The following is an 18,583-nucleotide window of genomic DNA, read 5'->3' on the forward strand; positions in this document are numbered from 1 at the left end:
TCAATCAGCAAGGTCGGGACCTGATACCGGCCGGTGAATGGAGAAATTTATGATGAATCGTAGGATGTGGAGCATGGCAGCTGGCGCCTTGCTGGCTTTGAATCTGGGCCTGCCCGCCGCCGTACATGCCGCTGACGAGGGCCCGGATGTCCTGGTCAAGCGCGTATCCACGGACGTGCTGGAAACCATCAAGAAAGACGCCACGCTGCGCACAGGCGACACTACCAGGCTCAATGCGCTGGTCAACGACAAGGTCATGCCTTATGTGGACTTTCGCCGCATGACCTCGGCCGCCGTCGGCCCGGCCTGGCGCAAGGCCACGCCCGACCAGCGTCAGCGTCTGCAAGACGAGTTCAAGTCCTTGTTGATCCGCACCTATGCGGGCGCTCTGTCGCAAGTGGGCGATCAGACCATTTCCGTCAAGCCCTTGCGCATGGCGGCGGGCGATACCGATGTGCTGGTGCGCACCCAGGTCAACGGCCGTGGCGAGCCCGTGCAGCTGGATTTCCGTCTGGAAAAGCAGGCCGATGGCTGGAAGCTCTACAACTTCAACGTGCTGGGCGTGTGGCTGGTGGAAACCTACCGCAACCAGTTTGCACAGGAAATCAATGCCAACGGCATTGACGGTCTGATCAAGACCCTGGCTTCGCGCAGCTCCATGCCTGCCAAGGCGCAGTAAACCCCGTCGCGCCTGTCATGCCAAAAGCCAAGTCATCCACACTGCAGCTGCCTCGGGAGCTTACCTACCGCCAGGCGCGTGAGTGCCTGCTGAGCCTGCGCCCGCTGGTGGTCGAGTACGCCGGCCAGCAGGTGCCTGTGGATGCCAGCGCGGTCAAGGTGTTCGATTCTTCGGCGCTGGCCGTGCTGCTGGCCTGCCGCCGCGCCGCACTGGCGGCGGGCAAGCAGCTGCAAATCACAGGTCTGCCCAAGGGATTGCGCTCCATGGCCGCGCTCTATGGTGTGCAGGAACTGCTGCTGCCGGTAGAGGACGACAGCGACCTCAAGCGCAGCAGCAATGCGGACTAAGACCGCTTAAGTCCGGGCACGGGGGCTTTTGGCCCTGTCTGGGCGGCTGCGGTCGTGCAGTTCCCGGGTCGACAGCAAGTTTGGCGCCGTGGGCCTAGAATCTGCCTCGCATGTCAGCAGTCTCATTCCAATCCGTCTCCAAGACCTACCGCACCCCCAAGGGGGAGTTTCAGGCCCTTCAATCGGTCAGCCTGGATATTGAGGAAGGCGAATTCTTTGGTTTGCTCGGCCCCAATGGCGCAGGCAAGACCACGCTCATCAGCATTCTGGCCGGCCTGTCCAGGGCGAGCAGCGGCCGCGTGCTGGTTCAGGGCAGCGATGTGCAGGCCAACTATGCCGACGCACGCCGCAAGCTGGGTATCGTGCCCCAGGAGCTGGTGTTCGACCCCTTCTTCAATGTGCGCGAAGCGCTGCGCTTTCAATCGGGCTATTTCGGCGTCAAGAACAACGACGACTGGATCGACGAGCTGCTGGAGAGCCTGGGCCTGAGCGACAAGGCCCACCACAATATGCGCCAGCTCTCGGGCGGCATGAAGCGCCGCGTGCTGGTGGCTCAGGCCCTGGTGCACAAACCACCCATCATCGTGCTCGACGAACCCACCGCCGGTGTGGATGTGGAGCTGCGCCAGACGCTGTGGCATTTCATCGCCAAGCTCAACAAGCAAGGCCATACCGTCTTGCTGACCACCCACTACCTGGAAGAGGCCGAGGCTTTGTGCAGCCGCGTAGCCATGCTCAAGCACGGCGAGATCATCAAGCTCTCGTCCATGAGCGAGCTGCTCAAATCCGCTTCCAGCAATGTGCTGCAATTCAAAACAGATAGCGCCTTGCCCTTGTCTGTGGCCGAACGTGCCCGTATTACCGGCCGCATCGTGCAGATTCCCGCCCAGAACGCCACCGATGTGGAACAACTGCTGGCCACGCTGCGCGAAGCCGGCGTGACGCCCGAAGACGTGGAGATCCGCCGTGCCGATCTGGAAGATGTGTTCATCAGCGTCATGAATCAAGCCCAAGGCGCAGGAGGTGCGGCATGAACGGCTGGCAAACCCTGCTCAAGAAGGAAGTTCTGCGCTTCTGGAAGGTGAGCTTTCAGACCATTGCCGCACCCGTGCTTACGGCCGTGCTCTATCTGCTGGTTTTCGGCCATGTGCTCGAAGGCCGGGTCAAGGTCTACGACAGCATTCCCTATACCGCGTTTCTGATTCCCGGTCTGGTGATGATGAGCATGTTGCAGAACGCCTTTGCCAACAGCTCCTCCAGCCTGGTGCAGAGCAAGATCATGGGCAATATGATTTTTGTGCTGCTGACACCGCTGTCGCACTGGGCTTGGTTCACGGCCTATGTCGGAGCCTCGGTGCTGCGCGGCCTGCTGGTGGGCGCGGGGGTGTTCATCGTTACCCTGTTCTTTGCCGTGCCCGATTTCTCCGCGCCGCTGTGGATTGTGGTGTTTGCCTTCCTGGGCTGTGCCTTGATGGGCACGCTGGGCGTGATTGCCGGGCTGTGGGCCGAAAAGTTCGACCAGATGGCCGCATTTCAGAACTTTTTGATCATGCCGCTGACCTTTCTGTCCGGCGTGTTCTATTCCGTGAACTCCTTGCCCTCTTTTTGGCAGGCTGTCAGCCATATCAACCCGTTTTTCTACATGATTGACGGTTTTCGCTACGGATTCTTCGGCCAAAGCGATGTGTCCCCCTGGGTAAGCTTGGGCATCGTGGGCCTGGCGTGGTTGCTGGTCAGTGCGCTGGCCGTGCACCTGCTGCGCACCGGCTACAAGATCCGTAACTGATTTCAATACTCATACACCACGGCTTGCGAGACAATGGACGGTTTCGCAAGCTTTTGCGTTTTAGGCATTTTGACCCATGACTGCAGACCAACTCAAAGACCTGATCACCGCCGGCCTGCCGTGCGAGCACATTGCGCTGGAAGGCGATGGCCGGCATTGGTATGCCACCATTGTGTCGGCCCAGTTCGACGGCCAGCGCCTGCTGGGTCGCCAGCGTCTGGTGTATGCCACGCTGGGCAACCGCATGGCCACCGATGAAGTCCATGCGCTGTCCATGAAAACCTATACGCCAGCAGAATGGGCAGCCGCGCAGGCCTGAGGGCCTGCTCGCAGCAAATTTCATAGCTGCCAGCGCTTTATGTAAAAGGGCTGGCGGCCAGTTTTATCTATATAACGGATTCAAGGCTTGATGCCATGGACAAACTCCTGATTCGCGGTGGACGCAGCCTGCATGGCGAAGTGATCATCTCTGGCGCCAAAAATGCCGCTTTGCCCGAGATGTGCGCCGCCCTGCTCACCAATGAGCCCGTGCATCTGCACAACATGCCCCGTCTGCACGACGTGGCCACCATGCGCCGCCTGCTGGACAACATGGGTGTTGTCACCGAAAGCCATGGCGAGCGTGGCGGCATCAGCTTTGTCGCTCCCGACAGTCTGACGCCCGAAGCGCCTTACGAGCTGGTCAAGACCATGCGCGCCTCGGTGCTGGCCCTGGGCCCGCTGCTGGCCCGCTTCGGCCGCGCCAAGGTCTCTCTGCCCGGCGGCTGCGCGATTGGCTCGCGCCCGGTGGATCAGCACATCAAGGGCCTGCAGGCCATGGGTGCCATCATCACCGTGGCAAACGGTTATATGCATGCCAGCCTGCCCGAAGGCTGGACGCGCCTGAAGGGCGCCCGCATCACCACCGACATGGTGACGGTGACCGGCACGGAGAACTTCCTCATGGCTGCGGCTCTGGCGGATGGCGAGACCGTGCTGGAAAACGCCGCCATGGAGCCCGAGATTCCCGATCTGGCCGAAATGCTGATCAAGATGGGCGCCAAGATTAGCGGTCACGGCACCAGCCGCATCGTGATCCAGGGTGTGGACAAGCTGCACGGCTGTGAACACCAGGTGGTGGCCGATCGTATCGAAGCCGGCACCTTTTTGTGCGCCGTGGCAGCCACCGGCGGCGAGGCCATGCTGCACCATGCACGTGCCGAGCATCTGGGCGCCGTGCTGGACAAGCTCAAGGACGCAGGTGTGGTGTGCGAAAGCTCGGCCGGTGGCATCCGCGTGCGCTCGGCTGGCAAGCTCAAGGCCCAAAGCTTCAGAACCACCGAGTACCCCGGCTTCCCCACCGATATGCAGGCCCAGTTCATGGCGCTGAATCTGGTGGCCGAAGGCACCAGCGTGGTGACCGAGACGATTTTTGAAAACCGCTTCATGCACGTCAACGAGATGCTGCGTCTGGGCGCGGCCATCACCACCGACGGCCGCGTGGCCAGCATCGAGGGCGGCAAGCGTCTGACGGGCGCTACCGTGATGGCCACCGATCTGCGCGCTTCGGCCAGTCTGGTCATCGCCGGTCTGGTGGCCGAAGGCGAAACCCTGGTGGATCGCATTTATCACCTGGACCGTGGCTACGATCGCATGGAAGAAAAGCTGCGCACCCTGGGTGCAGATATCGAGAGAGTTTCGGCATGAGCATCACTATCGCCCTCTCCAAGGGCCGCATCTACGAAGAAACCGTGCCCCTGCTGGCCGCTGCCGGCATCGAGGTGACGGAAGACATAGAAAAATCGCGCAAGCTGATTTTCGAAACCACCCAAAGCCATGTGCGCGTGGTGCTGGTGCGCGCCTCCGATGTGCCGGTGTACGTGCAGTACGGCGGCGCCGATCTGGGCGTATCCGGCCTGGATTCGTTGATCGAGCATGGCGGCCAGGGCCTGTACCAGCCGCTGGATCTGCAGATCGCCAAGTGCCGCGTCAGCGTGGCGGTGCGCAACGGCTTCGACTATGCACATGCGGTCAAGCAGGGCGCGCGTCTGCGCATTGCCACCAAGTACCCTGAAATTGCCCGCGATTTCTTCGCGCGCAAGGGCGTGCACGTGGACATGGTCAAGCTTTACGGCTCCATGGAGCTGGCGCCGCTGACCGGCATGGCCGACGCCATCGTCGATCTGGTCTCCACGGGCAACACGCTCAAGGCCAATGATCTGGTCGAGGTCGAGCCCATCATGGACATCAGCTCGCGCCTGGTCGTCAACCAGGCTTCGCTCAAGCTCAAGCAAGAGCCGCTGCGCCACATCATTGACTCGTTTGCGGCGGCTGTTGCTGCCAAGAATCAAAGTTAAACCCTCTGATCTCTCTGCCGGTAATTACTATGGAATTCGTAGCTGCTCCCGCCCGTCTGTCAACCGCTGATGCTACATTCGAGCATGATTTTGCGCAGCGTCTGCATTGGTCGGCCGACACGGACGCCGCCATCGAGCAGCGCGTGGCCGACATCCTGGCCGACGTACAGGCGCGTGGCGATGCGGCAGTGCTCGAATACACGGCCCGCTTTGACGGCTTGAGCGCCGAGAGCATGGCGGCGCTGGAACTGACCCAGGCCGAACTCAAAGCCGCTTTCGACAGCCTGCCCGACGAACAGCGCCAGGCGCTGGAATCGGCGGCCCGCCGCGTCAAGAGCTACCACGAAGCCCAGAAGAAGGCCAATGGCGAAAGCTGGAGCTACCGTGACGAAGACGGCAGCTTGCTGGGCCAGAAGGTCACGCCGCTGGACCGCGTGGGCATTTACGTGCCCGGCGGCAAGGCCGCCTATCCCAGTAGCGTGCTGATGAACGCCATTCCCGCCCATGTGGCCGGCGTGCCCGAGATCATCATGGTCGTGCCCACGCCCAAGGGCGAGAAGAACGCGCTGGTGCTGGCTGCGGCCTATGTGGCCGGCGTGACACGTGCTTTCACCATTGGCGGCGCCCAGGCCGTGGCGGCTCTGGCCTACGGCACGGCCACCGTGCCCAAAGTGGACAAGATCACCGGCCCCGGCAATGCCTATGTGGCCAGCGCCAAAAAGCGCGTGTTTGGTCTCGTGGGCATCGACATGATTGCCGGCCCCAGCGAAATTCTGGTGCTGGCCGACGGTACGACGCCGCCCGACTGGGTGGCCATGGACCTGTTCAGCCAGGCCGAGCACGACGAGCTGGCCCAGTCCATCTTGTTGTGCCCCGATGCCGACTACATCGCTGCCGTGCAGCGCGAAATCGACCGTCTGCTGCCCGAGATGCCGCGCAAGGCCATCATCGCCAAAAGCCTGTCCGACCGCGGTGCGCTGATTCTGACGCGCGATATGGAAGAAGCCTGTGCCATCAGCAACCGCATTGCGCCCGAGCACCTGGAAGTCTCAAGCCGCGACCCGCACCGCTGGGAGCCGCTGCTCAAGCACGCTGGCGCCATCTTCCTGGGTGCGTACACATCGGAAAGCCTGGGCGACTACTGCGCCGGCCCCAACCACGTGCTGCCCACCAGCGGCACGGCGCGCTTTTCCTCGCCGCTGGGTGTCTATGACTTCCAGAAGCGCTCCAGCCTGATCGAAGTCAGCGAAGCCGGTGCCCAGACACTGGGGCAGATCGCTTCGGTGCTGGCCCATGGCGAAGGTTTGCAGGGCCACGCCCGTGCAGCAGAGATGCGTTTGAAGTAAAGCTGCAAAAGCACTTTGCTCACCCCGCCCCTCAAAAAAAGCCGCGCCATTCAAGCGCGGCTTTTTTCTTGTCTTGCCGGGCGTGACTGCAAAGAATGCTTTCAAGATGTTTTTGTGCTCGTGTGTCCGCATGTTTTTCGACACACTGGCAGCCATCCCCTGTTTTGAGGAGTCAATCCATGAATTTTGCGGCTGCATACTGGCGCACGCGTTACGGGTCTTTTTTGCTGGGCTTGCTGGTGGCGGCCGGCCTGGCCGCCTGTACCACGCAGCCGCCCATGGCAGCTTCGCCGGCGGCGGCAGTCATGGATGCGGCTCCGGCTCCACCCGTGGCGGCGGGCATGGTCGTTCCACCGGCTGCCAAAGCGCAATCCACGCTGGGTACGCAATGGGGCGAGGGGCGCGAATCCGCCACCAAGGTTGTGCAGGCATCGCGGCTCACACCCGACCATGCGCGGGCCGTGGCCCAGATGCGCTACAGCGATGAAGACAGCATCCGCCGGGCGCTGGGGCGTACAGCCGATCGCCAGACCAATGTGCTGCTGGCCGATGGCGATGTGGAGTGGATGGTCTCCAGCGGCAGCGGTCCGGCCCTGCCGATTTTCAGCACACGTGGCGGCAGCAATTACCAGGTGGCCGGGCGCAGCGGCGAGCGCTATGAGCTGGTCTATCACAACCGCAGCACGCGCTATTACGAGGTGGTGGCCACGGTTGATGGCCTGGACGTGCTCTCCGGCAAGCCGGGTAGCGTGAAAAATGACGGCTATCTGCTGCGCCCCGGCGAGAGGCTGGTGATCGACGGTTTTCGCAAGAACGACAGGGAAGTGGCGGCCTTTCGCTTCTCGGCCAAGGGCCGGGCCTATGCCAACAACACGCCGGCTGGCGATGCCCGCAATGTGGGGGTGATCGGCACGGCACTGTTCGAGGTACGCCTGGATGAACGCGACCCCGATCTGCCGCCGCGCCGCCGTGCGCCCGAGGTGGAGTCGCGTGACCCGCGGGCTTTCCCGGCCGATTCCGGCTCTTTTGCCCCTGCGCCGCAATACCGTCGCTAAACCGTCAAGACGACCCAAGGCCCGGAACATCCGGGCCTTTTTGCATGGGTTTGTTGGCGGCAAAGTCCGGAATCTGACGCAGATTTTGGTGATTTATCAAGCGACACGAATTTCGTGTTACACGAATTTCGTGTACCATGCAAGACATGAAAAACGTCACCATCACTGTGGAAGACAGCGTGCTCGAATGGGCACGGGTCGAAGCGGCGCGGCGCGGCACCAGTGTTTCGCGCATGCTGGGTGACTTCATGGCCGAGATGCAGCGCCGCGAGGATTCCTACGAGCGCGCCTATCTGGCCTGGCGCACGGATGAGCGCAGCTGGAAGGCGTCGGCAGCACCAGCTGCTGCTCCCAGTTCCGTAGCGCGTAGCGCAAGTGTTCAAAGGGCTGCAGACCCGAAGCAGCCAAAGTCTGGAGTGTTGGCATGACGGCCATGAGCATGGTGTTTGTCGATACCTCGGTGCTGATCGCCGCCGAGGACGTGGCTGCAGGTGCGCTGTATGAGGCCAGCCTGGGCTGGCTGGATGCGCTGTGGCGCACGCGCAGCGGCCGCACCGGCAACCAGGCGTTGGTGGAGTTCTACGACCAGGTGACTACCGCCACTGCCCCCATGCCTCAGGGCGATGCGCGCGCCGCCATCCGCCGCTACCAGACCTGGACGCCGTGGAAGACCGATGCCGCCACGCTGGAGACCGCCTGGGCCGTGCAGGCCCGCCACCAGCTGGCTTTTGGCGATTGCCTGGCCGTGGCCTGTGCCCAGCACAGCGGCTGCAGCCATATGCTGAGTCTGCATCTGCCCCATGGGGCCGAGTTTGGCGGCGTGACGATGGTGCATCCGCTGCAGCAGGCAGCTTCCGCAGACAATGAGACCTGAGTGACCGACAAAGGCCGACTCCCGCCCCGCGTGAAAGAGTGAAATCCATGACTTCTCAAGACCCCCAATCCAAGGCTCTGCAACGCATTCGCGCCGATGTGCGCGCCATGCAGGCCTACCATGTGCAGGCTTCTCAAGGCCTGCTCAAGATGGACACCATGGAGAACCCCTACCGTCTGCCCGTGGCGCTGCAGCAAAAGCTGGGTGCGCATCTGGGCGGTCTGGAGATCAACCGCTACCCCGGCGAACGCCTGGAAGTGCTCAAGCAGATGCTGGCCAACTATGCCGGCGCACCGGCGGGCACGGCCGTGCTGCTGGGCAATGGCTCGGACGAAATCATCACCTTGCTGGCGCTGGCCACGGCCCAGCCCACGGAAGGTGGCCGCGCCAAGATGCTGGCGCCCATGCCGGGCTTTGTGATGTATCCCTTGAGCGCCAAGCTACAGGGGCTGGACTTTGTGGGCGTCAATCTGACGGCCGACTTCGACCTCGACGTGCCGGCCATGAAGGCCGCCATCGCCGCGCAAAAGCCGGCCATCACCTATATCGCCTATCCCAACAATCCGACGGCTACGCTGTGGGCCGAGGACAAGGTGCAGGCCATCATTGACGCCGTGGCCGATGTGGGCGGTCTGGTGGTGATGGATGAGGCCTACCAGCCTTTTGCCAGCCGCAGCTGGATCACCCGCATGCAGGCCGAGCCGGCGCGCAATGCCCATGTGCTGCTGATGCGCACCCTGAGTAAGTTCGGTCTGGCCGGTGCACGCCTGGGCTATCTGATCGGCCCGGCCGCCATCGTCAACGAAATCGACAAGGTGCGCCCGCCTTACAACATCAGCGTGCTCAACTGCGAGACTGCGATTTTTGCGCTCGAGCATGAGTCGCTTTATGCCGAGCAGGCAGCTGCCATCCGTGCCGAGCGTCAGCCTCTGGTGGATGCCTTGAAGGCCATTAATGGTGTGGAAAAAGTCTGGCCCTCCGAAGCCAATATGGTGTTGCTGCGCGTCAAAGATGCAGGCCAGGCCCAGGTCGCCATGAAGGCGCGCGGCGTGCTGGTGAAGAATGTCTCGGCCATGCATCCGCTGCTGGTCAACTGCCTGCGCCTGACCGTGGGCACTCGCGAAGAAAACGCCCAGATGCTGGCGGCGTTGAAGGAATCCCTATGAATAACATCGTCCCCTCGATCCCGCATGACTTGCCGCGCACCGCAGAAGTGACGCGCAACACGGCCGAAACCCGCGTGGCCGTGCGCATCAACCTTGACGGCAGCGGCAAGGCACAGCTGAACTCGGGCATTGGCTTTCTGGATCACATGCTCGATCAGATTGCCCGGCACGGCCTGATCGACATGGACATCGAATGTGCGGGCGATCTGCACATCGACGGCCACCACACGGTGGAAGACATCGGTATCACACTGGGCCAGGCCTTTGCCAAGGCCGTGGGCGATAAAAAAGGCATTCGCCGCTACGGCCACGCCTATGTGCCGCTGGACGAAGCCTTGAGCCGGGTGGTGATTGATTTTTCGGGTCGCCCCGGCCTGCATATGGATGTGAAGTTCACCTCGGGCCGCTTGGGTCAGCTCGATACGCAGCTGGTGTACGAGTTCTTCCAGGGCTTTTCGAACCATGCGGGTGTCACGCTGCATATCGATAATCTCAAAGGCTTCAACGCCCACCACCAGTGCGAGACCATCTTCAAGGCTTTTGCCCGTGCTCTGCGCTTTGCGCTGGAGCGTGACGAGCGCATGGCCGGCGTGATTCCCTCCACCAAGGGTGCGCTTTGATTTTTGAGTGTTTTAGCCTTCAAGTCCAACATCCATAAGCGGTAGCTGCTATGAGTTTGAAGAACAACACCGTGGCCGTGGTCGATTACGGCATGGGCAATCTGCGTTCCGTCTCCCAGGCCGTGCGCACGGCCGCTGCCGCGTCGGGCTGGGAGGTGGTGGTCACCGCCGATCCCGAAGTCGTGTTTGCCGCCAATCGCGTGGTGCTGCCGGGACAGGGCGCGATGCCCGATTGCATGCGCGAGCTGCGCGAATCCGGGCTGCAGGAAGCGGTGCTGGATGCGGCGGCCAACAAGCCGCTGTTCGGTGTCTGCGTGGGCATGCAGATGCTGCTCGATCACAGCGACGAAGGCGATGTACCGGGCCTGGGCCTGATCCCCGGCCGGGTGCGCAAATTCGATCTGCAAGGCCGCATCCAGGCCGACGGCAGCCGCTTCAAAGTACCGCAAATGGGCTGGAATCAGGTACTGCAGACGCCCCAGGGCGGCAAGCCCCATGCGTTGTGGAGCGGGATTCCCGACAACAGCTTCTACTATTTCGTGCACAGCTTTTATGCGCAGGTGCAACAGCCACAGCATTGCGCGGCGCAGACTGACTACGGCGGCCTGTTTGCATGTGCCGTCGCACGCGATAATATTTTCGCAACCCAGTTCCACCCCGAGAAAAGCTCGGACCAGGGACTGGCGTTGTTCCGCAACTTCCTGGGCTGGAAGCCCTGAAGTTTTTTCTCAGTGCACGGGCCGTTTATCCAGGCCTTTTTTGCTAGCCCATCACCATCATGTTGCTTATTCCCGCCATCGACCTCAAGGACGGCCACTGCGTACGCCTCATCCAGGGTGATATGGATCAGTCCACCACTTTCGGGGAAGACCCCGCAGCCATGGCCACCAAGTGGCTGGATGCTGGTGCACGCCGATTGCACCTGGTGGATCTCAACGGCGCTTTTGCGGGCCAGCCCAAGAATCTGGGCGCCATCAAGAGCATCCTCAAGGCAGTGAACGGCGAAATCCCCGTGCAACTGGGCGGAGGCATCCGTGATCTGGACACCATTGAGCGCTACATCGATCTGGGTATCGAATACCTGATCATCGGCACGGCGGCGGTGAAGAACCCCGGCTTTCTGCAGGACGCCTGCAGCGCCTTTCCCGGCCACATCATCGTGGGCCTGGATGCCAAGGACGGCAAGGTCGCCATCGACGGCTGGAGCAAGCTCACCGGCCAGGACGTGATCGAGACCGCCAAGCGCTTTGAAGGCTGGGGCGTGGAATCCATCATCTACACCGACATCGGCCGTGATGGCATGCTGACCGGCATCAATGTGGATGCCACCGTCAAGCTGGCCCAGGCGCTGAAGATTCCCGTCATCGCCTCCGGTGGTCTGGCCGGCATCGCCGACATCGAAGCGCTGTGCAAGGTGGAAGACGAAGGCGTTGAAGGCGTGATCTGCGGTCGTGCCATCTATACCGGCGATCTGGACTTTGCGACAGGCCAGGAGCGCGCGGACGAGCTCTCCGGTGTCTGATTCGGCTGTTCAGGCGGTGGCAATGGCTGCCGCCACTGCGACTGCAACCACCTGGCAGGGGCTGCCCGCGATTGCGCTGCAATTGCCGGGTGGCGACAGCGCATTGATTGCGCTGCAGGGCGCGCAAGTGCTGTCCTGGGTCGCCTCTGGCCAGCAGCGCCTGTTTTTGAGCCCCCTGGCCGCGCACGATGGGCACACGCCTATTCGCGGCGGCATTCCGGTCTGCTTTCCCCAGTTCAACCAGCGCGGCCCGCTGGTCAAGCATGGCTTTGCGCGCAGCATGGCCTGGAGCGCGGATGCACAGAACGCCAAGGTGCTGGCCGATGGCGCAATGGAGCTGGTGCTGACGCTGCAGGACAGCGAAGCCACCCGCGCCGTCTGGCCCCATGCGTTTGAAGCGCAGCTGTGCGTGCAACTGCGTCCCGCTGCGTTGACGGTGCAGCTGAAGGTGCACAACCTGGGCCGGCAGGAGTTGCCGTTCACGGCCGCCTTGCACAGCTATCTGCAAATGCCTTTGCCGGTGGAGCAGATGCAGCTGAAAGGGCTGGACGGACTGAAATTCTGGGATGCGGTGGCAGACACCCATCCTGTGCAGCAAGGCCCACTGGGCTTTGGCGTGGAAACCGACCGAGTCTACTCACGCCCGGCACAGACTCTGCAATTGCAGAGCACGGCGGGGGCGCCCTGGCTGGAGATAGGTCAGGAGGCCGACTGGAGCGAAACCGTGGTTTGGAACCCAGGCCCCGACTTGTGTGCCCAGCTGGCCGATATGGAGCCCGAGGGCTACCGGCAGATGTTGTGCGTAGAGGCTGCGGCCATTGATGCGCCCGTGGTGCTGGCACCGGGCCAGCGCTGGCAGGCTGCGCAGAGACTCAGTTGCCTTTGACACTACTATCCATAACAACAAAGCACCATCTCTGGTGCTTTGTTGTTTGTGCCAGTCGACATGAGCCGGCTGGGATTACTGCAGCATGAAGGTCTTGTATTCCAGCCGGTCCATGGAGCGTGTCAGGCACACCAGACCTACGCAGAGGGTGACCAGCATGGCGATACAGAAACCGTAGCCATAGAAGGCAGCGCCCAGTGCCAGAGATAGGGCGGTAAAGGTGATGTTGAGCACCAGCATCAGGGTGCACAGCATGAGCACGATGCGGCGCTCATTGAGGTAGAAAAAGATGTTGAGTACTGCCATCACTGCCACTTGCAGACCTGCTCCAACCACTTGCACATGCAGCAGCGGCAGATAGAGCTGAGAAATACCCAGCAGTTGCAGCACCAAAGGTCCGGCCACAAAGGTGATCAGGATGGCAATGGTCTGCACCTTGGCAATTTCGCCCAGGCCTGCTTGGATGGCGTAGACCATTTCGTCGCGCATGGATTCTATGTATTCCAGGGAGCCGCCTCCGCGTACGGCATTGAAGAACTTATCGTAGTACTCGACAAAGTCGGTTTCGATACGCACCAGAAATACGGCCATTCCCGGAATGATCGACAGGTAGGAAAGGAACACAGGGATGTCGTAAATCAGCGAGGCACGCAAGCCGCCAATGATTTGCTGGGAGGTGGGTATGAAGTACCAGAACATGATCTTGTCGGCCCAGATTGCCATGTTGTAGAACAAGCCTACGGCAATCAGTGAAGAGAAAATCATGGAGCGTTTGGTGAAGTCAAAAGCGATCCAGCGTTCACCCAGAGGAAAGCTGTTCAGTACCAGCGACCACATGCCCGCGACCAGCAGGATGTGTCCGGTCACAAAGCTGGCGAGCAAACCTTCCAGACCCCAGTGGCGTAGGGGCAGGGCCAGAACCACGATCAAGGCATAGCTGATACCAAACAGCGCGGTGATGGCGCGGTACTGCTTGAGGCCGGACAGCAGCACGGCCATGATCCAAACAATACACATGAGTACAAAACCTGCCAGCATCAGGATGCGGTAGATCAGGCTTTGACCGGGCAGCATGGCGAACAAAGTGATGCACCCGAGTACGGATGCCAAAGCCACCATGATCAGTAGCAAGCCGTGGAGGTTGGGTAGTACGACGTCGTGCTGTTTGAGAAAGATACGGTCCGAGACAAAGCGTGTGAAGGCCAACTGGGCGGTACCCGTCAAAATCAGGCTGAAGGCAACCAGATAGGTGACCGATGTCTGGAATTGCGTGATCAGCAACGGTGGATTTACCACGCCTATGCTGAAAACACCGACCAGCAAGATGCCGATGATGGAGAAAACCCAGGGACCAGAGCCAATGACGCCAGCATAAGCGTATGCCTGAAAAACGCTGGTCAGCGTGTTTTTCCGCAGCATGTGCCGCAGCTCAAATCCAATGCCTGCCATTAGTGTGGCTCCTTGGAGTGCTCAAGAGCGTTATCGTAAATTTGACGATAACGCTCAAACAGCAAGGTATCGGTGTAATAACGCTCCACACGGGCAATACCGGCAGCACTGGCCTGCTGCCATTGATGTGGATTGCTGAGTAGCTCCAGTGATGCATCGGCCAGGGCTTCGGGATTGGCAATACCTACAATTCGGCCGCAACTGCCAAGAGCCTGGTCTGCAAGGTCGAGGCCGTTGATCAATTGACGACAAGATCCCACGTCGGTGCTGACGATGGGAACACCCGCAGCCTGGGCTTCCAGAATGACCAGGGGCAGGGCCTCGCTTACCGAGGACAGAACCACCAAACCAATTTGCGGCATGAGATCTTCGATACGCTGCATGCCTAGAAATTTGACCTGCTCCTGCAAATCCAGGCTCGATATCAGGTTGCGGCACTCCTGCACATAGGCCGGATCTTCTTCCATGGGGCCGGCAATCCATGCCTGAGCCTGAGGCAATTTGTTCACCACGCGACGCATGGAGCGGATAAAGGTCTTGATGTCCTTGATGGGCACGACACGACCGATCAAGCACAACACGGGCGGAATGTTCGGCGGGCGCATGCTGCGCAGCGGGGCAAAGCGCTCAATGTGTATGCCGTTGGGTATGTTGCGCGTGCGTTCGGGGTCTGCACCATCGCTGACCTGTCGCAGGCGGTTGGTTTCGTACAGCGCAATGATGGGGTTGGCGGAGTCGTAGCAAAACCGACCCATCCATTCAAAAAATTGAATCCACATCCGCCTGAAGAACGAGACCTCCATGGGATCGCGCTGAAAGAGATTGCGGTTGTCCCGAATCCATGGGCTTTTGAGCAGGTCGATCTGGCGCTCTTTGGTATAGATACCATGCTCGGAAAGAATCAGCGGCAACTGGCGTTGGTGGTGCAACAAGCCACCCAGAAAGCCTGCGTAACCGGTGGAGACGGTGTGCAGCACGCGCACGGGGATCAGGTTTTCTGCGATCTCCGAGAGCAGCCACAGGGGCTTGAACATGATGCGAACCGTCCAGAAGAAGTCAACGAAGGATGGGTCCGTGCAGTAGCGACGATAGCTGTCGCGGATCAGATTCCATGCTTGCTCGCTGTGCATGAAGTCATTCAGGGGCAGGCCACCTTGGGGGCGGATTTCCTGTGTGATCGCTCGGATCTCTGCCAAAATTTTCTGACTCGCTTCCTTGCTACCGTTAAAGGTTTCAAAGGACTGCAGAAGTTTTTTGACTTTCAGAAAGTCCTTTGCACTGCCTTTGGTGGGTTCAGGCTGCCGCTTGCTATTGAGGCTGTCGTAGAGGTAGTGCTCTTCGAAATGCACCACGTTATCAGGCAAGGTGTAGCGAAAATTGCCGTAGTCTTCGCGGCGGCTGCCCAGGAACACAATGGAGAATGTGTGCTGCGGGTAGGCCGTCAGGATTTGATGCACCCAGCTGGAGACGCCTCCGTTGATATACGGGTATGTGCCTTCCAGCAGCAGCCCGATATCGGCCCGTTTGGCTTTGGGGTGGGTATCGCTCATGCTGCGCTCCAGTACTGAATACTAGGCCTCAGTCGTGGCAGTGCTTGCGTGGCGTCAAGCGTGTACATGAGTTTTTGGGCTTGCGAATAGTTGTGCTGCAGGAAATGGATTTCGGCTTGATAGGGGATCACGCGGGTGGGGGCTAGACCCAGTGCCAAGGCCATTTCGTAAGCGTTCTGGGCTTGCGTATAGTTTTGCGTCAGCTGCATCAGGCGATCTTTGCGCAAATGAAGCAAGGCGTTTTTGGGGCGCTGTTCCAAAGCCATGAGGCAGTAATGCAGCGATTGGGATATGGCGTGTTCCCGCACGTCGCTTTGTGCTATGCCTTGGTAGATCATTTCCCAGTAAAGATCCGATAATGCCCAAGCAGCCTGTATGCCGCGAGGGCCCAGTGGCGACGGGCCTTCAGTTTCGACAGCTTGCTGGAGCGCTTGCTGTTCGCTGTGAATGATCTGACTGATCTGCTGCTCTTTGCTGTCAAGCATGCTATAGGCAAGCAGGCGCAGGTCATCGCTGGAATCGGTGAGTGCAGTGCGCAGCATGGGCGAAGCAATCCGTCCTGATACCGTGCTCAAGGCCACCATGGCTCGCATGCGTGATGCCACTGGCGCTCCAGGGTTGGATAAAAAGGTTTTCAGGCCGGTTTGCCTGCGGCTGTTGCCGCTAAGTTGGTGCTGGTCAAATTCCGGAAGCTGCATGGACGGAAACTTGCGGCCCATGTCCCTGCCGCGATAGCGGCGCAGGGCCACGAGGGCTGCAACGCAGCCAAGCATTCCGACGATAGGAATCGTGAACGAGACCAAGGCGATGAGGGCTGCCAAAGCCAGCCGCTGTTGAGATGCAACGCGAGATACGGAGGCCCAAGGCATCAGGCAAAAGGCAAACAGGACGCTGGCTAGAGCATGCGCCACGAGATAGGCCAGCAACGCGCCGTCTGAATGCTCGTGAAGCATTCGCAAGCTGCTCCACGCGGCAATTTCAGTCAGCAGCGCTGAAATGGCGAGTTTGATATCAGCCATGGGCGATATGGGCAAGCTGGTCAAGGATGCTCATGGACGAGCGCCCCTGGATGGCGAGGGTGTGAGGGAAAATGCCTGCGTCGTCAAGCGATTTGATATCGCGCTGCTGCAAGCTCGCCTCGATTCGATGCAGAAAGCCTTCGCTGGTCGCTTGTGTTCCCAGTGGCATCAAAATGGCTAATACCTGCTTTTTCTTGCCTTCAATCAGCCACGATTGGTCCAGCATGCGCTCCAGGCGCATGAGGAACTGCGGCATTTGCGATGAGATGGCGCCGGGCGTGAATTCCAGTGCCATGACGATGCTCGATAGTTGGCTGGACTGATACATATGTCCCATGCGTTGCAGCTCAAATGCAAACGCCGGCGGGCATTGCGGATGCGCTTGGATCAATGGTTGGGCTAGATCGTTGGCTGCGATGCTGTCGGTGTAGTAACCAAGCAGGAGGTTGATGATTTGCAACGTCTCCTCTTGCAGGGCAAAGAACGGCATTTCTTCTACGATCAACATGCCGTACATCTCGCCTGCTAGATCCAGCAGGGGCGCCACGACCACATAACGAGTGTTTTGGGCTTCTTTCAGGCTCTGTGATATGTGGCACAGCGCATGGGTAGACAGTGCTTGCTGCACCAGCGCATCACCGAGGGTCAATTCACTGGCGCCGCCAATTTGTGCCACCGCTTTATTTTCAAGGTGGAGGTTCTTGACGGGGACAATGCTGGCAACACTGATCTGGCAAAACTGGGAGAGCAGGTTCAACAGGATTTGCGCGTCTCCGGTTGCTCCTTTCAGGTCACGCAATTGGTGTAGCGCATCGCGCATGGAGACTGGCTGGCCTATCAGCTGCTGCTCTAGCTGTTCATGGGACAGACGCAGCAAATAGTGCTGACGAACAAGCTGCTCCATGCGTTGGTCGTGGTAGTACTGCGTGGTTTTTTCTCTGCGCAACTGGGCGCGCCAGATGCTGGAGACTTCACCGACGGTCATGACCATGATCAGGCCGCCGAGAAAGTACTGCTGAGGAAAGCGGTCGAGGTCTTGTTGGTTGAACCCGGCCCAGCCGGCAAGTAAAACTCCTGCAGCACAAACGCCGGCGATAGGGCCATAGCGCAACGCGATCACCATGGGGGCAAGCCAGGCCCAGGGGAACTCGGCAAGCACCCACAGAGGATCTGCGCGATTGCTAAAGTAACCAATCAGTATGGCAACGGCGGGAATCAGGACAGTTTCTGCAGCAATGATCCAAGGCCGTTCGCTAGTCACCGTGAGTTTGCCAAGCGGAGAGCTTTTGAGCTCTCCGGAGACGCCGTCGTGTTGCACCGGGTTCTGTGCGTAAGAGAGCATGGGCAGTTCTTGGGAAGGCATAGCTTGCTGTCCTGATGGAGTCTGTGGCTTAACGTGCGTTGGCGATACCGGTGCCTAGCAGGTCGCGGATCAATTTTTGGCCGACTGCTGCCAAAGCTTCGCGGCTCCAGCCGCTCTTGCCGCCCGTCCCGCTCCAGATGGTTTTGCCTTCGTTGATATCCACAATTTCCAAAGCCACGCCAACGGCTGGTTCACCATCAACGCCTACCTTGTAGCGCCACTCATCCACGGCGCCTAGCAGCGCATAGCGAACGCCTTCGCTGCGGGCCCAGGCCAGCGCATCTTCGCGACGCTTGATGTTCTGACCGTCAAAAAGCGTTTCCTGCTGGGCATTGCCCGTGTAGCGTTTGACAGAGTTGACGCCACGCGCTTGCAGCAAGGCCGTTGCAATGCTTTCTGCACGGTTGCCTGCCATCGGTGTTTCAGTGTGGTTCTCGAAGGGCAGAACCGCCCAGGAAGCATCCTTGACCAGATTGGGAGAATTGCCGCGGTCAATAGTGGAGCAGGCCGCGAGTAGGCCCAGGAGACTGATGCCAGCGAGCATGCGAATACGAGATGCGAGGGCAGGGGTGAAGTTCATGATTG

General features: G+C 60.2%; 21 protein-coding genes. 16 read left to right on the plus strand and 5 right to left on the minus strand.

Annotated features, from left to right (window positions below; genetic code table 11):
• Positions 1–49: 49 nt before the first annotated feature.
• From EAO39_RS04465 to EAO39_RS04540, 16 genes are all read left to right on the plus strand, one after another.
• Entirely contained in the window at positions 50–679 is a 630-nt protein-coding gene (locus EAO39_RS04465; RefSeq protein ID WP_120966343.1) for an ABC transporter substrate-binding protein, read from the plus strand.
• A gap of 17 nt (positions 680–696) precedes the next feature.
• Positions 697–1,026, plus strand: a complete 330-nt coding sequence (locus tag EAO39_RS04470; protein WP_120966344.1) for an STAS domain-containing protein — start codon at positions 697–699, stop codon at positions 1,024–1,026.
• 110 nt (positions 1,027–1,136) lie between these two features.
• A complete protein-coding gene (locus EAO39_RS04475) occupies positions 1,137–2,060 on the plus strand; it encodes an ABC transporter ATP-binding protein (protein ID WP_120966345.1) in 924 nt (307 codons plus the stop codon).
• On the plus strand, positions 2,057–2,812 hold the full coding sequence (locus EAO39_RS04480) for an ABC transporter permease (protein WP_120966346.1): 756 nt from the start codon (positions 2,057–2,059) through the stop codon (positions 2,810–2,812). The genes EAO39_RS04475 and EAO39_RS04480 overlap by 4 nt, the downstream gene beginning before the upstream one ends.
• A 76-nt stretch (positions 2,813–2,888) precedes the next feature.
• Positions 2,889–3,131, plus strand: a complete 243-nt coding sequence (locus tag EAO39_RS04485) for a BolA family protein (protein WP_120966347.1) — start codon at positions 2,889–2,891, stop codon at positions 3,129–3,131.
• Positions 3,132–3,226: 95 nt separating this feature from the next.
• Positions 3,227–4,498 (plus strand): UDP-N-acetylglucosamine 1-carboxyvinyltransferase, encoded by a 1,272-nt coding sequence (gene murA / locus EAO39_RS04490; RefSeq protein ID WP_120966348.1) that lies wholly within the window; start codon positions 3,227–3,229, stop codon positions 4,496–4,498.
• The gene (gene hisG / locus EAO39_RS04495) at positions 4,495–5,148 is read left to right on the plus strand and encodes an ATP phosphoribosyltransferase (protein WP_120966349.1); all 654 of its coding nucleotides are present in this window, start codon (positions 4,495–4,497) and stop codon (positions 5,146–5,148) included. The genes murA and hisG overlap by 4 nt, the downstream gene beginning before the upstream one ends.
• A 29-nt stretch (positions 5,149–5,177) precedes the next feature.
• Positions 5,178–6,494, plus strand: coding sequence for a histidinol dehydrogenase (hisD, locus tag EAO39_RS04500; protein WP_120966350.1), 1,317 nt, complete (start codon positions 5,178–5,180; stop codon positions 6,492–6,494).
• Positions 6,495–6,673: 179 nt separating this feature from the next.
• Complete coding sequence (locus EAO39_RS04505) at positions 6,674–7,549, plus strand: hypothetical protein (protein ID WP_120966351.1); 876 nt, start codon at positions 6,674–6,676, stop codon at positions 7,547–7,549.
• Positions 7,550–7,695: 146 nt separating this feature from the next.
• Positions 7,696–7,977, plus strand: coding sequence for a hypothetical protein (locus tag EAO39_RS04510; RefSeq protein ID WP_120966352.1), 282 nt, complete (start codon positions 7,696–7,698; stop codon positions 7,975–7,977).
• Positions 7,974–8,423: a PIN domain-containing protein gene (locus EAO39_RS04515; protein WP_240466895.1), complete on the plus strand. Its 450-nt coding sequence runs from the start codon at positions 7,974–7,976 to the stop codon at positions 8,421–8,423. The genes EAO39_RS04510 and EAO39_RS04515 overlap by 4 nt, the downstream gene beginning before the upstream one ends.
• A gap of 47 nt (positions 8,424–8,470) precedes the next feature.
• Complete coding sequence (gene hisC / locus EAO39_RS04520) at positions 8,471–9,589, plus strand: histidinol-phosphate transaminase (RefSeq protein WP_120966353.1); 1,119 nt, start codon at positions 8,471–8,473, stop codon at positions 9,587–9,589.
• The gene (hisB, locus tag EAO39_RS04525; protein WP_120966354.1) at positions 9,586–10,209 is read left to right on the plus strand and encodes an imidazoleglycerol-phosphate dehydratase HisB; all 624 of its coding nucleotides are present in this window, start codon (positions 9,586–9,588) and stop codon (positions 10,207–10,209) included. The genes hisC and hisB overlap by 4 nt, the downstream gene beginning before the upstream one ends.
• 50 nt (positions 10,210–10,259) lie before the next feature.
• Entirely contained in the window at positions 10,260–10,928 is a 669-nt protein-coding gene (gene hisH, locus EAO39_RS04530; protein WP_120966355.1) for an imidazole glycerol phosphate synthase subunit HisH, read from the plus strand.
• A gap of 59 nt (positions 10,929–10,987) precedes the next feature.
• Entirely contained in the window at positions 10,988–11,731 is a 744-nt protein-coding gene (gene hisA / locus EAO39_RS04535; protein WP_120966356.1) for a 1-(5-phosphoribosyl)-5-[(5-phosphoribosylamino)methylideneamino]imidazole-4-carboxamide isomerase, read from the plus strand.
• Positions 11,732–11,753: 22 nt separating this feature from the next.
• Positions 11,754–12,617 carry a D-hexose-6-phosphate mutarotase gene (locus EAO39_RS04540; RefSeq protein WP_120966357.1) on the plus strand — a complete coding sequence of 288 codons (864 nt, stop codon included), beginning with the start codon at positions 11,754–11,756 and terminating at the stop codon, positions 12,615–12,617.
• Positions 12,618–12,692: 75 nt separating this feature from the next.
• Here EAO39_RS04540 and pelG read toward each other — a convergent pair whose 3' ends face one another.
• Genes pelG through EAO39_RS04565 form a run of 5 tightly spaced genes read right to left on the minus strand, consistent with a single transcriptional unit; the run spans position 12,693 to position 18,578 of the window.
• Positions 12,693–14,066 carry an exopolysaccharide Pel transporter PelG gene (pelG, locus tag EAO39_RS04545; protein ID WP_120966358.1) on the minus strand — a complete coding sequence of 458 codons (1,374 nt, stop codon included), beginning with the start codon at positions 14,064–14,066 and terminating at the stop codon, positions 12,693–12,695.
• Positions 14,066–15,616, minus strand: a complete 1,551-nt coding sequence (pelF, locus tag EAO39_RS04550) for a GT4 family glycosyltransferase PelF (RefSeq protein ID WP_120966359.1) — start codon at positions 15,614–15,616, stop codon at positions 14,066–14,068. Before pelF ends, pelG begins: the two co-directional genes overlap by 1 nt.
• Positions 15,613–16,635, minus strand: a complete 1,023-nt coding sequence (locus EAO39_RS04555; protein ID WP_120966360.1) for a hypothetical protein — start codon at positions 16,633–16,635, stop codon at positions 15,613–15,615. Before EAO39_RS04555 ends, pelF begins: the two co-directional genes overlap by 4 nt.
• Complete coding sequence (locus EAO39_RS04560) at positions 16,628–17,998, minus strand: PelD GGDEF domain-containing protein (protein ID WP_120966361.1); 1,371 nt, start codon at positions 17,996–17,998, stop codon at positions 16,628–16,630. Before EAO39_RS04560 ends, EAO39_RS04555 begins: the two co-directional genes overlap by 8 nt.
• 28 nt (positions 17,999–18,026) lie before the next feature.
• Positions 18,027–18,578, minus strand: coding sequence for a penicillin-binding protein activator LpoB (locus EAO39_RS04565; protein ID WP_120966362.1), 552 nt, complete (start codon positions 18,576–18,578; stop codon positions 18,027–18,029).
• Between the last annotated feature and the right edge of the window lie 5 nt (positions 18,579–18,583).

The sequence above is a fragment of the Comamonas sp. lk genome (genome assembly GCF_900564145.1).
Classification (GTDB): domain Bacteria; phylum Pseudomonadota; class Gammaproteobacteria; order Burkholderiales; family Burkholderiaceae_C; genus Comamonas.

What these genes read in the sequence shown, in the direction of transcription:
- EAO39_RS04465 (WP_120966343.1), top strand. Translation starts at nt 50, where the DNA reads ATGATGAATCGTAGGATGTGGAGCATGGCAGCTGGCGCCTTGCTGGCT.
- EAO39_RS04470 (WP_120966344.1), top strand. Translation starts at nt 697, where the DNA reads ATGCCAAAAGCCAAGTCATCCACACTGCAGCTGCCTCGGGAGCTTACC.
- EAO39_RS04475 (WP_120966345.1), top strand. Translation starts at nt 1,137, where the DNA reads ATGTCAGCAGTCTCATTCCAATCCGTCTCCAAGACCTACCGCACCCCC.
- EAO39_RS04480 (WP_120966346.1), top strand. Translation starts at nt 2,057, where the DNA reads ATGAACGGCTGGCAAACCCTGCTCAAGAAGGAAGTTCTGCGCTTCTGG.
- EAO39_RS04485 (WP_120966347.1), top strand. Translation starts at nt 2,889, where the DNA reads ATGACTGCAGACCAACTCAAAGACCTGATCACCGCCGGCCTGCCGTGC.
- murA (WP_120966348.1), top strand. Translation starts at nt 3,227, where the DNA reads ATGGACAAACTCCTGATTCGCGGTGGACGCAGCCTGCATGGCGAAGTG.
- hisG (WP_120966349.1), top strand. Translation starts at nt 4,495, where the DNA reads ATGAGCATCACTATCGCCCTCTCCAAGGGCCGCATCTACGAAGAAACC.
- hisD (WP_120966350.1), top strand. Translation starts at nt 5,178, where the DNA reads ATGGAATTCGTAGCTGCTCCCGCCCGTCTGTCAACCGCTGATGCTACA.
- EAO39_RS04505 (WP_120966351.1), top strand. Translation starts at nt 6,674, where the DNA reads ATGAATTTTGCGGCTGCATACTGGCGCACGCGTTACGGGTCTTTTTTG.
- EAO39_RS04510 (WP_120966352.1), top strand. Translation starts at nt 7,696, where the DNA reads ATGAAAAACGTCACCATCACTGTGGAAGACAGCGTGCTCGAATGGGCA.
- EAO39_RS04515 (WP_240466895.1), top strand. Translation starts at nt 7,974, where the DNA reads ATGACGGCCATGAGCATGGTGTTTGTCGATACCTCGGTGCTGATCGCC.
- hisC (WP_120966353.1), top strand. Translation starts at nt 8,471, where the DNA reads ATGACTTCTCAAGACCCCCAATCCAAGGCTCTGCAACGCATTCGCGCC.
- hisB (WP_120966354.1), top strand. Translation starts at nt 9,586, where the DNA reads ATGAATAACATCGTCCCCTCGATCCCGCATGACTTGCCGCGCACCGCA.
- hisH (WP_120966355.1), top strand. Translation starts at nt 10,260, where the DNA reads ATGAGTTTGAAGAACAACACCGTGGCCGTGGTCGATTACGGCATGGGC.
- hisA (WP_120966356.1), top strand. Translation starts at nt 10,988, where the DNA reads ATGTTGCTTATTCCCGCCATCGACCTCAAGGACGGCCACTGCGTACGC.
- EAO39_RS04540 (WP_120966357.1), top strand. Translation starts at nt 11,754, where the DNA reads ATGGCTGCCGCCACTGCGACTGCAACCACCTGGCAGGGGCTGCCCGCG.
- pelG (WP_120966358.1), bottom strand. Translation starts at nt 14,066, where the DNA reads ATGGCAGGCATTGGATTTGAGCTGCGGCACATGCTGCGGAAAAACACG.
- pelF (WP_120966359.1), bottom strand. Translation starts at nt 15,616, where the DNA reads ATGAGCGATACCCACCCCAAAGCCAAACGGGCCGATATCGGGCTGCTG.
- EAO39_RS04555 (WP_120966360.1), bottom strand. Translation starts at nt 16,635, where the DNA reads ATGGCTGATATCAAACTCGCCATTTCAGCGCTGCTGACTGAAATTGCC.
- EAO39_RS04560 (WP_120966361.1), bottom strand. Translation starts at nt 17,998, where the DNA reads ATGCCTTCCCAAGAACTGCCCATGCTCTCTTACGCACAGAACCCGGTG.
- EAO39_RS04565 (WP_120966362.1), bottom strand. Translation starts at nt 18,578, where the DNA reads ATGAACTTCACCCCTGCCCTCGCATCTCGTATTCGCATGCTCGCTGGC.